We start from the raw sequence: 13,228 nt of genomic DNA on the forward strand, positions 1-13,228 counted from the left end.
CGCGGAATTCGTTCGGAGATCTCGGGCACGTCCCGCGATGTCGTTCAGGCGGGGAGCGTGAGTGGCGGGGTCCATTTCCATGATCACCACGGAAATGGACCGAGAAGCCCGCGTCCGCGGCAGCTGCCCCTCGAAGTCCGGGGCTTCGTCAACCGCACCGCAGAACTCGCCGAACTCAATGCGGTCCTGACCGACGAAAACGAGGACGGCGGCGACCGCGCCGTCAGCGTCTGCGTCATCGCCGGCACGGCAGGAGTCGGCAAGACGGCCCTGGCCCTGCGCTGGACCCACCAGATCCAGGAGCGCTTCCCCGACGGCCAGCTCTACATCAACCTGCGGGGCTACGACCCCGGGGCCCCGGTCGGCGCCTACGACGCCCTGCGCCGGTTCCTCATCGCGCTCGGCATCGCCGGCGATGAGGTACCGAACAACACCGATGACGCCGCGGCCCTGTACCGGTCCCTGCTCGCCGACCGGCGGATGCTCGTCCTGCTGGACAACGCCAACGCGGTCGCCCAAGTGCGTCCACTGCTACCTGGCAACTCCCGATGCCTCGTGGTCGTCACCAGCCGGGGACGCCTGTCCGGCCTGGCCGTTCACGACGGTGCGCACCGCATCACGCTGGGCACCCTGCCGGACCCCGATGCCGTGGCGCTTGTTCGCGCCGTCACCGCGGGGTTCCGGAGCGCCGACGATGACGAGAAGCTCAGCGAACTGGCCCGGCTCTGCGCCCGGCTGCCGCTGGCCCTGCGCATCGCCGCCGAACGCGCCGTGACCCGTCCGCACACGGGGCTGGACGAGCTGATCGCCGACCTGCGCGACGAATCCGCCCTCTGGGACACCCTCGATACCGGCGACGAAGAAGAATCCGGGGCGGTGCGCTCAGTGTTCTCCTGGTCCTACCGCGCACTGCCCGACGATGCGGCGCGCATGTTCCGGCTGCTGGGCCTGCACCCGGGCGCGGATTTCGGCATCGCGGCCGCAGCCGCCCTGGCCGGAATCAGCGTCCGGCGGGCCCGCCACCTCTTGGACGTCCTGGTCGGCGCACACGTGCTGGAGCAGACCGCCCCCGACCGGTTCGAGTTCCACGACCTGCTGCGCGCCTTCGCGTCCGACCAAGCCCGCCAAGAAGAGCCCAGAGGCGGGCAGGAGGCGGCTCTGCGACGCCTGCTCGACTGGTACCTGCACACCGCCGACGCCGCGCAGGCACTGGTCAACCCCGGTGAGGAGCGCGTGGCACTCGACCCGCCCGCCGAGGGGGTCTCGCCGCCGGCGTTCTCCGAATACGACCAGGCGGTGGACTGGTCCGAACGCGAGAACACGAACTTCCTTCCAGTGGTCCGTGCGGCAGAGAAGGCCGGATTCGACCGCCACGCTTGGCAGATCCCCGTAGTCCTGTGGAACGCCCGGGGGCCGTACACGATCGTCTCGCCTCGACGACGCCGAGGCCTACGTCACGCAGGCGATGGCCGCCTTCGAAGAGTTCGGCGACGTTCACTGGCAGGCCCTGCTCCGGTCCAACCTCGCCGAGATCCACAACCGGCAAGGGCGGCTCCCGCAGGCACACGAGGAGATCCGCCGGAGCCTCGCTGATCATCGGCGGCAGGACGAGCCCGCGTCCGTGGGAAATGCGTTGCAGATCCTCAGTGCCGTTCTGCTCGATCTCGGGGAGGCCGACGATGCGCTTCTCGCGGCCACCGAGGCGGTGAAGATCGCCGAGGATCTCCGCGACAAGCTGGTGGAGGGCTACTGGCTGCTATGGCTGGGAAACGCCCAGCAGGCCCTCGGCCGGTTCGGTGATGCTCTGACCTCGTACCAGCGGTCGGCAACGCTCCACCGGCGGTTGGGCCACCGCAGCCGCGAGGCGCTGGCGTGGCACGGCGCCGGCGAGACCTACCGGCACATGGGCCGCCCCGCCGAAGCCGCCGATTTCCATCGCCGAGCCGCCGCGGTCCACGGTGAACTCGGTGACTCCTGGAACAAGGCGATCTCGCTGGACGGGCTGGCCGAGGCGCTGTCGGACGAACGCCCCGACGAAGCCCGGCGCCACTGGACCGAGGCTCTCCGGCTACTCGCGGACTTCGGCGACCCGCGAGCGGTGCGGACCCGGGAACACATCGAAGGCCGGCTGACGGAGCCCGGCTGACGGCTGCCGCCCGCCGGCCCGCGATGCTGCTCTCCGCGGGGTGTGTCAAAGGCTGCAACGGGCGTCGGCGGGCGGGGATTCGAGGTCGAGGAGATACGCTTCGACCACGTCATCGACGCACGTGCTGCCGCCGAGGAGGTAGGCGCCGTGCTGCTTGCCGTCGACCGTGAGCAGGCTGGCGTCGAGAGCTCGCGCCATCGCGATGCCGCCCTCGTGCGGCGTGGCCGGATCGCCGGTGACCGACACGACGAGCGTCTCCGGGAGGCCTTCGACATCGGCGAGCCAGGGCTCGTCGCGTGTGGGCGGCGCGGGCCACGCCTCACATTCGCTGCGGTAGTCCCCCGTGGTGAACACGTCGAGGTCGAACATGGGCGCGACCTCCCCGATCTCGCGTGCGAGCGCGGTCTGTTCCTCCGGCGTCAGACGGGGCGAGTCCATGCAGCGCACAGCGATGTTCGTATCGAGGTCCAAGCCGTAGGCGCCGTCAGCCCCGCGGGCGTAGAACGCGTCGCGCAGGGCGAGCATCTCGTCGGCGTTGCCTGCCTCCAGCGCGGTCAGGGCGGAGATGATCTCGGGCCAGTTCGCTTCGGAGTACAGTCCAACGCCGATGCCGAGGTAGACGTCCCAGACGCTGACCTCCCGGCCGTCCGAGGCCGTCGCCGGTGTCTCGATGAGCGGCTGGACGATCTCGTGCAGGCGATCGTTCGCAGCCGCGGGGTCGGGGCCGAGAACGCAGTCGGGCGATTCCGCGCAGAGGGCGGCGAGGTCGTCGAACCGTGCCTGGAGGCCGGTGAATTGGGAGATGCGGAACTCGCTCGCTGTCAGGTCGGGTGCGACGGCGCCGTCGAGCACGATCGCACGGACCTTCTCCGGGTAGGTCGCGGCGTACATTGCGCCGAGCTCGGTGCCGTAGCTGTAGCCGAGGTAGGTGAGCTTCTCGTCGCCGAGCACCTCGCGCATGATGTCCATGTCGCGCACGACGTTCGTCGACCCGGCGTTGGCGAGGTTCTCGACGCCGCCGGAGCCTTCGGTGCAGCGCTCTGCGAGCTCGGCCGCCTCCTCGGCGCTCGTGACGTCGTAGACCGCGCCGAACCGCGGCGCGTCGCCCGCGTCGTACTCCTCGTCGGTGTAGCAGTCGAGAGCGGGGGTCGACGACCCGATCCCGCGCGGGTCGAAGCCGACGATGTCGAAGCGCTCGGCGACGGGGCTTTCCTGCCACAGTGGCAGCAAGGACGCCACGAGGCCGGTGCCGGATCCTCCGGGTCCGCCCGGGTCGATCAGCAGCGAGCCCTCGGCCTCACCCGTCGCGGGCAGGCGCAGGAGCGCGACCTGGGCCTTCTCGCCCTCCGGCTCGTCGTAGTCGAGCGGAACCTCGACCGAGGCGCACTCGAGCACCGGGTTCGCGAACAGCTCGGCGTCCGCCGCGCTCGTCGCGGTGTCTTCGCATCCGGCCCAGTCGAGATCTTGCTCCAGGTAGGCGCCGAGGTCCGCATCCGCGCCGGCGTTCGATGCAGGGGAAGCGGGCGCGCATCCGGCGAGCAGTAGGAGTACAGCCGTGGCGGCCGCGGCGCGCACGGCCGACACGTGATCGACATCGAAACCGGACGGAGCACCGCCACGAAGTTTATTTAGCATTCTCATGCTAGAGAATGTAGCACGCGCATGCCAAAAAAATGACTAGGATGGTGTCATGCCGAAGAGAGTCGACCCGGATGTCCGCCGAGAACAGGTCGCCGACGCCGTGATCGACGAGATCGCCGCGCATGGGGTCCGCTCGGTGACCCTCGGCCGGATCGCCGCACGCACCGGCCTGGCCATCGGGAGCATCCGGCACTACTTCGGCGACACCATCCGCGAGGTCATGCGCTTCACGCTGGGCGTCCTCATGCAGCGCGCCGCGCGCCGCGACGCGACGATGTCCGACGACCCGCTGACACGGATCGTGGATGTGTTCACCTTCGCCGCGCCGACCAGCGAGCAGGAGCACCGTGAGAACATCGCCCTCGTCGAATACCGTGTCATGGCGCGCACGGACCCGGAGCTTGCGGCCGACATCGCCGCGACGTCCCTCGCGGCTGAAGAGGTGATCCGCTCGCTGCTGCGCGAGGCGCTGGCCGACCGCGCTATCGAGGAGGAGGCGCTGCACCGCGAGGCGCTCCTGCTGCTCGCCCTGATCGAGGGCTTCTCGTTCAGTTCGGCGCTGTCCTCCACCCCGTTGCACGAGACGGACGTCCGTGCCGTCGTGACGGCGACCGTGCAACGCCTGCGCGACGCCTATCCGCCTTCCGAAAAGGCCGTCGAGGGAGCGGCTGGAGCTGCTGAGGCCGCCGGGGAGTCACGGAGCCACGGCTAGCACGTCATCGGCACAGCGCTCATGCATGAGCGCGACCTGGGTGAGGTGGTCATACCCCGTCCAGGAACTCCTCGATCAGGCGGGCGACCAGGGCCGGGTGGGTCAGGTGCATCGCATGCGGGGCGTCGACGCCGGTCACTGTCGCCCGGTCGCCGCGGGGGGCCAGTTCGTAGGCCGTCTGAGCGGCCAGGACCTCGGTGTAGCGCGCCGGAGCGCCCGGTGGGGTGGGGATCGGCTGGCTGGACAGCAGGGACAGGGCCGGGACGATCAGGCGGGGCTGGGTCCAGGAGGAGCGGTACTCGCCGTAGGACTCGACGAGGGCGCGTACCGCCCGCGGGCCCGGGCGGGGGGAGACCAGGCCGTCGCCCATCAGGCTCCCCCGCAGGGCCGACGCCTCCAGCGTTTCGCCGGGGAGGCCGAGGGGGCCCGTGCGCTGGGCCTTGAGGAGCTGCTCGAAGGAGTCCAGCGGCATCGGGGACATCAGGGCGGTCAGCTGCTCGACCATGTAGTCGTGGGCGGTCCGGGCCGGGCCCTCGGCCTCGGCCGGGGACAGGCCCATCGGGCCGGCGATCTCCTCGGCGCGCGGGCGGCCCTGGACCTCGATGCCGACCACGGCGGTGAGGTCGGACCGGCGCGCGCCGCACATCAGCGCGACCACCCCGCCCAGCCCGTGGCCGGCCACCACCGGGTGCTCCAGCCCGAAGTGGCCGATCACCCGGATCAGGTCGTCCACGCACGCGTCGAGCGACCACGCGCCGTCGGCGGAGAGGCCGTGGCCGCGCAGGTCCACCGTGTACACCGCGTGGTGACCGGCACCGGCGGCTCCGTCGCGCCCCGCCAGCAGGGCCGCGACGGGCTCCCAGTCCTCCAGGGTGCGGCCGAGGCCGTGCAGCAGGACCACCGGGACCCCGCTGCCCTCCCGCACGCGCACCGCGAGCGAGGGCGCCCCCTCCAGGCGCGTCTCCCACGGCTGCGACGCCGATGTCGGACCTGCCGCCGTCCCGGTCTCCGGCATGGACGATCCCTCCGCTCCGGACCGACGCCATCGTCGGCCCATGACCAGCACGCTAGAGCCCTGCGCTTCCGTTCGCCTGACATATCGCTGATCCGCCGATGCCGGACCCCGATGATGCGCTCGCGGCCCGGACCGAAATGCCGCACGACGCCGATGTGCTCGTGGCGGGACCGATGGAGCCGGACGACGACACCTGTGCTCCCATCGCCGGTCCGCTGTAGCCGGACGACGCCGATTGTCCCCGCCGCCGGTCCGCTGCCTTAAGGTGATGCGCGTGGGAATGCCTGACGTCGTCGCCTTCGCCGGTCACCGGGTCCATGTCTGCCGTGCCCGCGAAGCGGGGACCCTGCTGGAGTGGCTCGGCCGGGATCTCAGCGGGCAGGTGGTGCTCGACGTCGCCGGTGGTGACGGCTACTGGGCGGCCCAGGCCCGGCGGCGGGGCGCCCGCGCGGTCTCGCTCGACCTCGCGCGCGCCAAGATGCTGCGTGGCGCCCGGCTCCGCGACGCCCCTGCTCTGATCGAGGGCGACGCGCTGCGCCTGCCGATGCGCGACTCCTCCGTCGACAAGGTGCTGTCGATCTGCGCGATCGAGCACTTCGACGACGGCCCGGCCTCGCTGCGCGAGATGGCGCGGATGCTGCGGCCAGGGGGCGAGCTGGTGATGTCGGCCGACTGCCTGTCGCGCCGCGACGAGTGGCCGGAGCTGTTCGCCGCCCACGCCGAGCGCTACCACGTCAAACGGACCTACACCCACGAGTCGCTGGGCGCGCTGCTGGCCGACTGCGGCCTGGAGGTGCAGGAGCACTCCTACCAGTTCCGCAGCCGTTCCGCCGAGCGCACCTACCTGACGATCTCGGCCCGCGGCGGCCGGGTCGGCTTCAACGCCGCGGCCCCGCTCATCCCCTTCATCGCCGCCGGCGACGCCCGCCGCCCCAACACCCGCGGCAGCATCGTCCTCCTGCGCGCCCGAAAGACCGGCTGACGACCTCCCCGGCGGTGCCTCCTGCCCCGCTCTCCGGCCTCAGCCGGCGGCCGACTCCACGGCCGCCAGGAAGTCGGCCGATTCCGCCTCGGCGAGGCAGCCGGCCTCAAGGCGGTCGTAGAGCGCGCCGAGGCGGGTGACGTCGTCGTGGGCGAGGAGGACGCGGCCGGTCGCGCCGTCCGCGTGGGCGACCTCGGGCAGGGGGCCGTCGAGCGCGATCAGGCTGAACCCGCCGTCGGTGACCGGGTCCGCGTAGGCGCCGGCGTCGAAGGGCAGCACCCGGATGCGGATGTTGTCGCGCTCGCCCGATGCGCGCAGGTGGGCGAGCTGGTCGCGCATGGCGGCGGGGCCGCCGGCCGGGCGGCGCAGGGCGGCCTCGTCGAGGAGGACGTCGAGCCGAGCGGGGGAGTCGCCCTCCAAGACGGCCTGGCGCTTCATGCGCACCTCGACCCAGCGTTCGACCTGGCGGTCCGGGGCGCCGGGCGCCCCTGCGGCGATGACGGCGCGCGCGTAGGCCTCGGTCTGCAACAGCGCGGTGACCGCCAGGGGGCTGAAGACCCGGATCCGCTCGGCCCGGTCCTCCAGCCAGATGCGGTCGCCGGTCGCGGGGCTGATGTCGGCGCGATAGCGCTCCCACCATCCGGCGGCGGCGGGGTCCTCGGCGAGGCGGAGCAGCGCCGAGCGCTGGAGCGCCCCCTCGACGTGGTAGAAGTCCAGGAGGGCCGCGACGTCGGCCGGGGCGATGGGCAGGGCGCCGGATTCGAACCGGCTCACCGTCGAGGCGCTGCGTTCGAGGAATCGCGCGGTCTCCCGGAGGGGCAGGCGGTTGCTCTCGCGCAGGTCCCGGAGCATCCCGCCCAGCCACTGCGCGCGCAGTGCCGGGCTCCGTGTCGCGGCCAAGGACCCCTCCCCGTCGAAAGCAGGGCAAAATTGCCGGAAGTCTTGCACCACCGATCGATGACTGCCACTCTAGCAACGCGTAAGTGATCGTTTACGAGGAGTCATGTCCTCCGGTGCGGTTATCTTTGCCGCGCGCACGAAGAACGGCCCCCGGCACGTGGGTTCAGCACGTGCCAAGGGCCTGGCCCAACTCTCCTGAGGAAGCAGGGAGTCGACCCATGACCCAAGTTATCCCGCGACCGACGCTCGTGCAGCCCGGCTGGGGGTGGGGCCCCGCCGCCGATGTCGTGGCCCTGCCAGGTACGCCCGAATCACCCGGCCAGCTCCGGACCTGGGTGGCCGAGCGGCTGCGCACGTGCGGACGCCCGTATGCCCAGCGTGAGGACCTCGCCGATGCGTTGCGGCTGGTGGCCAGCGAGCTCGCCTCCAACGCCATCGCCCACTCGGCGTCGGGGCAGGAGGGTGCGTACTTCATCACCACCGTCCACTTCCCCCACGACACCATCGGCCTGCGGGTCATGGACCAGGGGCCGCACCCCGAGCGCCCGACCCGCCCCCAGGAGCCGCCGCACATCCTCTCCGACGCCGACCTGCTCACCGCCGAGCACGGCCGCGGGTTGGCGCTGATCGCCGTGCACTCGCGCCGCTACGGCTGGACGGAGCCGCCCGGGCACCCGGTGCACTCGGTGTGGGTGGAGCTCGAACTCGACCCCGAAGAGGCGGCCTGAGCCCTTCAGGGGGAACGGACCGCCCCTCCGGGGCCCGACCCGTGTGAGCTTCACCATCCGCGCCCGGCCGCCACGCGCCGGGCGCGGTTTTCGTGTGCCCTGATGGCCGGGTGCGTTCCGGGATGACCGCATCCGGCCATGATTACGCGCAGATGAACTACTAACGAGAACCTTACCCACAGGCGGTACATATGACGGAAAGATGAGATTTCTCCGGGGAAGATGTACCGATTCGTCGCCTTATCGTGGGGGACGGATGGGACGGCCCGCGCTCAACGCGCCGGCCCGTCCGGGCGAGGGCCGCGGCGGTCCTCTGCGGCACATTCACCCGGTGGCATGGGGGGCACGTGCAGGCGGAGCTGAGTCGGATCGACAGTGGAGACGTGCTGGAGCTGCGGCTCCGCGATACCGGTGAGGCCGGTATCGATCGCGCGGAGGACGCGGTGCTGGAGCTGCGCCGCGACGACGCACCCGGTCCGGCGGTGCACGTCACAGGGCGGGTCGTCGGCGAGGGCCGGGTCCGCGCCGACTTAGGCGAGGTGCCCCTCGACGACGGCACCTGGGACGTCCTGTGGATCGGCGGCGACGGCCGACCCCGGCCGCTGGCCACCACCGACCCCGGGTTCAGCATGGCCGACCGTGTCGCCTACCTGAGGACCCCGCGCCGCCGCGAGCTCCGCGCCCTGCGCGACCCCCGCGGCCGGCTGCGGCTGCGCGCCCGCACCGTCGCCCCCTACGCCGAGGTCTCCTGGGTGGAGGTCGGGACCGACACCGTCCGCGTATCGGGGATGCCCGCCTACGGCCCGCGCGCCGGCACCGGGCCGGCGCGGCTGGTCGCCCGCCAGCGCGAGCGCAGCGGGACCATCACCGCCCCCGCCGACCTCACCGACGGCGCGTTCCGCACCGAGATCCCCCTCGAACCCCTCAGCCGCCACCACGACCCCGGGCGTCCCCACAACGAGTGGGACCTCTGGCTCGCCCTCCCCGGCGGCGGCGAACTGCGGCTGGCCGCCCGCGCCGACGACATCGTCGGCAAGAAGAAGAAGGTCGTCTACCCGGACACCCTCCTGGGAGGGGTGCGCATCCGGCCGTACTACACGGTCGACGACGACCTGTCCCTCCTGGCGACCCTCGCGGGGCACGAATGAAGATCGCGATCCTCATCGCCAACGCCTACGGCATGGGCGGCACCATCCGTACCGTCTTCAACCTCGCCGGCGGGCTGGCGGCCCGGCACGAGGTGGAGGTCGTCAGCCTCGATCAGCACCGCGAGGCGCCGTTCTTCCCGCCGCCCCCGGGCGTGCGCCTGGTCCCGCTCGTTCCCAAGGACGAGCCGGACCCCGCGCCCGAAGCCGCGGGCCGGCTGGAGCGGCGGCGCAGACAGCGGCGCGCCGCCGTCGTCCCCGGCAGCGAGGCCCGGCGCAACCCCGTCTACGATGACCACCGCCTCAGAGCGGTGCGCGACTACCTCCGGCGCAGCGACGCCGACGTCGTCATGGGCACCCGCCCGGGGATCAACCTGTTGATCGCCCGCTGGGCGCCGTCGCGCATGCTGCGCATCGGCCAGGAGCACATCCACCTCGAGGGCCACGCCGCCGACGTGCGCGCGGCGATCCGCACCGCCTACCCGCGCCTGGACGGTGTGGTGGTCCTCACCGAGGCCGACCGCGCCGCCTACGCCGGGTTCCTCGGCATGTCCGGCGGCCGGCTGCGGGCCATGCCCAATTCGCTGCCCTCCGGCGCCTATCCCCGTTCCACCCAGGACAACCCCATCATCGTGGCCGCCGGCCGGATGTCGCCGATCAAGCAGTACCCCAAGCTGCTCGACGCGTTCGCGCTGGTCGTCGAGCGGCACCCGGAGTGGCGGCTGCGGATCTACGGCGGCGGCAAGAAGGACGAGCGGCTCCGCGAGAAGATCACCGGCATGGGGCTGAGCAACCAGGTCGCGCTGATGGGCCGCACCAAGGACCTCACCGGCGAGCTCGCCAAGGCGTCGCTGCTGGCCGTCAGCTCGCGCACCGAGGGCTTCGGGATGACCATCATCGAGGGGTTCTCGGTGGGCGTCCCCGCGGTCAGCTTCGACTGCCCCCACGGCCCCCGCGAGATCATCGACCACGGCCGCAACGGCCTGCTGGTGCCCCACCAGGACGTCGCGGCGCTGGGCGCGGGGCTGCTGCGGCTGGTCGAGGACCGCGACGAGCGGCTGCGGATGGCGGAGGCGGCCGTGGCGTCGGCCGCCGACTACGACGTCACCGCGATCACCCGGCGCTGGGAGGAGCTGCTGGAGGAGCGCACGGCCGCCAAGCGGCGCGGCCTGCGGTGGCGGCCCGCACCGGGCTAGGCCCGGCGCGCCGCGCGGGGCCCGGCCGGTGACCGGCGGTCGGCCGCCACGTATCGTGCGCCCTATGACAGCTGCTGGAGACGGGGCCCTTGAACCGGCCCCCGCGCCGTCGGCGATGCGGCGCGCGCTGGCGCGCGCCCGCGACGGCAAGCCCCTGGACGCCTCCGAGGCCGAAGTGCTGCTCCACGCGCGCGGCGACGACCTCACCGCCCTCTTCACCCACGCCGGCCGGGTCCGCGACGCCGGGCTCGCGGCTGCCGGCCGCCCCGGTGTGATCACCTACAGCCGCAAGGTGTTCGTGCCCATCACCCGGCTGTGCCGGGACCGTTGCCACTACTGCACTTTCGCGACCGCACCCGCCCACCTGCCCGCGCCCTTCCTCACCCCCGACGAGATCCTGGACATCGCGCGCAAGGGCGCCGCGCTGGGCTGCAAGGAGGCCCTGTTCACGCTCGGCGACCGCCCCGAGGACCGGTGGCCGCAGGCGGCGGAGTGGCTGGACGCCCACGGCTACGACGACACCCTCTCCTACGTGCGCGCCATGGCGATCCTGGTCTTGGAAGAGACCGGCCTGCTGCCGCACCTCAACCCCGGAGTGCTGGGCTGGTCGGACCTCCAGCGGCTCAAGCCGGTGGCGCCCTCCATGGGCATGATGCTGGAGACCACCTCCGAGCGGCTGTTCACCGAACGCGGCCAGGCCCACTACGGCAGCCCCGACAAGGACCCGGCGGTCCGGCTGCGGACGCTGGAGGACGCCGGGCGCAGCAGCGTCCCGTTCACCACGGGCATCCTCATCGGGATCGGGGAGACCCTGGCCGAGCGCGCCGACTCGATGTTCGCGATGCGCCGCATCGCCCGCGAGTACGGCTCCATCCAAGAGGTCATCGTGCAGAACTTCCGGGCCAAACCCGGCACGGCGATGATGAACCGCCCCGACGCCGACCTCACCGACCTCGCCGCAACCATCGCCGTCACGCGGCTGGTCATGGGGCCCGGCATGCGGGTGCAGGCGCCGCCCAACCTGATCGCCGGCGAGTACGCGCTCATGGTGCGCGCGGGCATCGACGACTGGGGCGGGGTCTCCCCGCTCACCCCCGACCACGTCAACCCCGAGCGCCCGTGGCCGCACATCGACGCGCTCGCCGAGCAGACCGCCGCGGAGGGGTTCGAGCTGCGCGAGCGCCTGACCGCCTACCCGCCCTACGTGCTCCAGGGCGAACCGTGGCTGGACCCGCGGATCATGGGCCACGTCGCGGCGCTCGCCGACCCGCGCACCGGGCTGGCCCGCGAGGACGCGGTGGTCGAGGGGCGCCCGTGGCAGGAGCCCGAGCCGCAGCTGACGGCGGCGGGCCGCACCGACCTGCACACCGGGATCGACACCGACGGCCGCTCGGCCGACCGCCGCGGCGACTTCGACGCCGTCTACGGCGACTGGGACCGCCTGCGCGAACGGGTGCCCGCCCCCGAGACCGGCACCGGGGCGCCGCACCGCTTCGACCGCGACATCGGCGCCGCCCTGCGGCGGGCCGAGGCCGACCCGGCCGGGCTCACCGACGACGAGGCCCTGGCCCTGCTGCACGCCGACGGCCCCGAGCTGGAGGAGCTGGCCCGCCTGGCCGACGCGCTGCGGCGCGACGCCGTGGGCGACGACGTCACCTTCGTCGTCACCCGGAACATCAACTTCACCAATGTCTGCTACACCGGGTGCCGGTTCTGCGCGTTCGCCCAGCGCCGCACCGACGCCGACGCCTACACGCTCTCGCTGGACCAAGTGGCCGACCGCGCCGCCGAGGCGTGGGAGGCTGGCGCGGGGGAGGTGTGCATGCAGGGCGGCATCCACCCGGACCTGCCCGGCACCGCCTACTTCGACATCGCGCGCGCGGTCAAGCAGCGCGTCCCGGGCATGCACGTGCACGCGTTCAGCCCGATGGAGGTCGTCAACGGGGCCTCACGGACGAACCTGCCGGTCCGTGAGTGGCTGGTGCGCGCCCGCGAGGCCGGGCTCGACTCCATCCCCGGCACCGCCGCCGAGATTCTCGACGACGACGTCCGCTGGGTGCTGACCAAGGGCAAGCTGCCCGCCGCGGACTGGGTCGAAGTGATCACCACCGCCCACGACCTGGGCATCCCCACCACGTCGACGATGATGTACGGCCACGTCGACACCCCGCGGCACTGGGTGGCCCACATCAAGCTGCTGCGCTCGCTCCAGGAGCGCTCGGTCGAGCGCAACGGGCGGCCGGGGTTCACCGAGTTCGTGCCCCTGCCGTTCGTGCACACCGGGGCCCCGATCTACCTCGCGGGCCTGGCGCGCAGCGGGCCGACCGTGCGGGAGAACCGGGCGGTGCACGCGCTGGCGCGGCTGCTGCTGCACGGGCACATCGACAACATCCAGTGCTCGTGGGTGAAGCTGGCCGAGGACACCTGCCGGGAACTGCTCCAGGGCGGCGTCAACGACGTCGGCGGCACATTGATGGAGGAGACCATCAGCCGCATGGCGGGCTCGGCCAACGGGTCGTTCAAGACCATCGGCGACATCCGCGCCCTGGTCGCCCCGACCGGGCGGCCGCTCCGCCAGCGCACCACGCTCTACGGCGAGGTGGCGGCGGATCGGCGCGCGGTGGCCGAGGCCAGCGGCGGCGTCGCCGAGGGGATCCGCCGCACACGCCTGCCGCTGGTGTGACGACGGCTCCCCGCTGAGGAATGGAGGCCGCCCGGCCGGCGGGTGCACGCGCCGGCCGGGCGGCGGTCAACGGGCGTCGA

12 protein-coding genes are annotated in these 13,228 nt (G+C 72.5%); 9 read left to right on the top strand and 3 right to left on the bottom strand.

The features are described from left to right. The first annotated feature begins 57 nt into the window (after positions 1–57). Positions 58–1,593: an ATP-binding protein gene (locus tag ACFOVU_RS02990; protein ID WP_378529710.1), complete on the top strand. Its 1,536-nt coding sequence runs from the start codon at positions 58–60 to the stop codon at positions 1,591–1,593. Continuing rightward, a complete protein-coding gene (locus ACFOVU_RS02995) occupies positions 1,532–2,146 on the top strand; it encodes a tetratricopeptide repeat protein (protein ID WP_378529960.1) in 615 nt (204 codons plus the stop codon). Before ACFOVU_RS02990 ends, ACFOVU_RS02995 begins: the two co-directional genes overlap by 62 nt. 45 nt (positions 2,147–2,191) lie before the next feature. Here the strand turns inward: ACFOVU_RS02995 and ACFOVU_RS03000 are convergent, their stop codons facing one another. After that, on the bottom strand, positions 2,192–3,721 hold the full coding sequence (locus ACFOVU_RS03000) for an alpha/beta hydrolase (protein WP_378529711.1): 1,530 nt from the start codon (positions 3,719–3,721) through the stop codon (positions 2,192–2,194). A gap of 115 nt (positions 3,722–3,836) precedes the next feature. On the opposite strand from ACFOVU_RS03000, the gene ACFOVU_RS03005 reads away from it, so the two are divergent. Further along, positions 3,837–4,499 (top strand): TetR/AcrR family transcriptional regulator, encoded by a 663-nt coding sequence (locus tag ACFOVU_RS03005; RefSeq protein ID WP_378529712.1) that lies wholly within the window; start codon positions 3,837–3,839, stop codon positions 4,497–4,499. A gap of 49 nt (positions 4,500–4,548) precedes the next feature. Here the strand turns inward: ACFOVU_RS03005 and ACFOVU_RS03010 are convergent, their stop codons facing one another. Next, the gene (locus ACFOVU_RS03010; RefSeq protein WP_378529713.1) at positions 4,549–5,514 is read right to left on the bottom strand and encodes an alpha/beta fold hydrolase; all 966 of its coding nucleotides are present in this window, start codon (positions 5,512–5,514) and stop codon (positions 4,549–4,551) included. A gap of 98 nt (positions 5,515–5,612) precedes the next feature. Here ACFOVU_RS03010 and ACFOVU_RS03015 point away from each other — a divergent pair, with 98 nt between their 5' ends. Beyond that, positions 5,613–5,735 carry a hypothetical protein gene (locus tag ACFOVU_RS03015; protein WP_378529714.1) on the top strand — a complete coding sequence of 41 codons (123 nt, stop codon included), beginning with the start codon at positions 5,613–5,615 and terminating at the stop codon, positions 5,733–5,735. Between the two features lie 47 nt (positions 5,736–5,782). Next, a complete protein-coding gene (locus ACFOVU_RS03020) occupies positions 5,783–6,496 on the top strand; it encodes a class I SAM-dependent methyltransferase (RefSeq protein WP_378529715.1) in 714 nt (237 codons plus the stop codon). Between the two features lie 39 nt (positions 6,497–6,535). On the opposite strand, the gene ACFOVU_RS03025 is transcribed toward ACFOVU_RS03020, so the two are convergent. Next, positions 6,536–7,396 carry a helix-turn-helix domain-containing protein gene (locus ACFOVU_RS03025; protein ID WP_378529716.1) on the bottom strand — a complete coding sequence of 287 codons (861 nt, stop codon included), beginning with the start codon at positions 7,394–7,396 and terminating at the stop codon, positions 6,536–6,538. Between the two features lie 218 nt (positions 7,397–7,614). Between ACFOVU_RS03025 and ACFOVU_RS03030 the strand changes: the two genes are divergently transcribed. The 4 genes from ACFOVU_RS03030 (at position 7,615) to ACFOVU_RS03045 (ending at position 13,148) form a co-directional block, all read left to right on the top strand. Then, positions 7,615–8,124, top strand: coding sequence for an ATP-binding protein (locus ACFOVU_RS03030; protein WP_378529717.1), 510 nt, complete (start codon positions 7,615–7,617; stop codon positions 8,122–8,124). Between the two features lie 347 nt (positions 8,125–8,471). Continuing rightward, the gene (locus ACFOVU_RS03035; RefSeq protein WP_378529718.1) at positions 8,472–9,272 is read left to right on the top strand and encodes a hypothetical protein; all 801 of its coding nucleotides are present in this window, start codon (positions 8,472–8,474) and stop codon (positions 9,270–9,272) included. Beyond that, positions 9,269–10,465, top strand: coding sequence for a glycosyltransferase family 4 protein (locus ACFOVU_RS03040; RefSeq protein ID WP_378529719.1), 1,197 nt, complete (start codon positions 9,269–9,271; stop codon positions 10,463–10,465). The genes ACFOVU_RS03035 and ACFOVU_RS03040 overlap by 4 nt, the downstream gene beginning before the upstream one ends. A gap of 64 nt (positions 10,466–10,529) precedes the next feature. Beyond that, entirely contained in the window at positions 10,530–13,148 is a 2,619-nt protein-coding gene (locus ACFOVU_RS03045; RefSeq protein WP_378529720.1) for a bifunctional FO biosynthesis protein CofGH, read from the top strand. Positions 13,149–13,228: the final 80 nt, after the last annotated feature.

This window comes from Nocardiopsis sediminis (assembly GCF_042650565.1).
GTDB classification, from domain to species: domain Bacteria; phylum Actinomycetota; class Actinomycetes; order Streptosporangiales; family Streptosporangiaceae; genus Nocardiopsis_B; species Nocardiopsis_B sediminis.

Bases quoted from the DNA above. Each gene is read 5' to 3' on its own strand.
- ACFOVU_RS03005 (WP_378529712.1), top strand. From the start codon at position 3,837: ATGCCGAAGAGAGTCGACCCGGATGTCCGCCGAGAACAGGTCGCCGAC.
- ACFOVU_RS03010 (WP_378529713.1), bottom strand. From the start codon at position 5,514: ATGCCGGAGACCGGGACGGCGGCAGGTCCGACATCGGCGTCGCAGCCG.
- ACFOVU_RS03015 (WP_378529714.1), top strand. From the start codon at position 5,613: ATGCCGGACCCCGATGATGCGCTCGCGGCCCGGACCGAAATGCCGCAC.
- ACFOVU_RS03020 (WP_378529715.1), top strand. From the start codon at position 5,783: ATGCGCGTGGGAATGCCTGACGTCGTCGCCTTCGCCGGTCACCGGGTC.
- ACFOVU_RS03030 (WP_378529717.1), top strand. From the start codon at position 7,615: ATGACCCAAGTTATCCCGCGACCGACGCTCGTGCAGCCCGGCTGGGGG.
- ACFOVU_RS03040 (WP_378529719.1), top strand. From the start codon at position 9,269: ATGAAGATCGCGATCCTCATCGCCAACGCCTACGGCATGGGCGGCACC.
- ACFOVU_RS03045 (WP_378529720.1), top strand. From the start codon at position 10,530: ATGACAGCTGCTGGAGACGGGGCCCTTGAACCGGCCCCCGCGCCGTCG.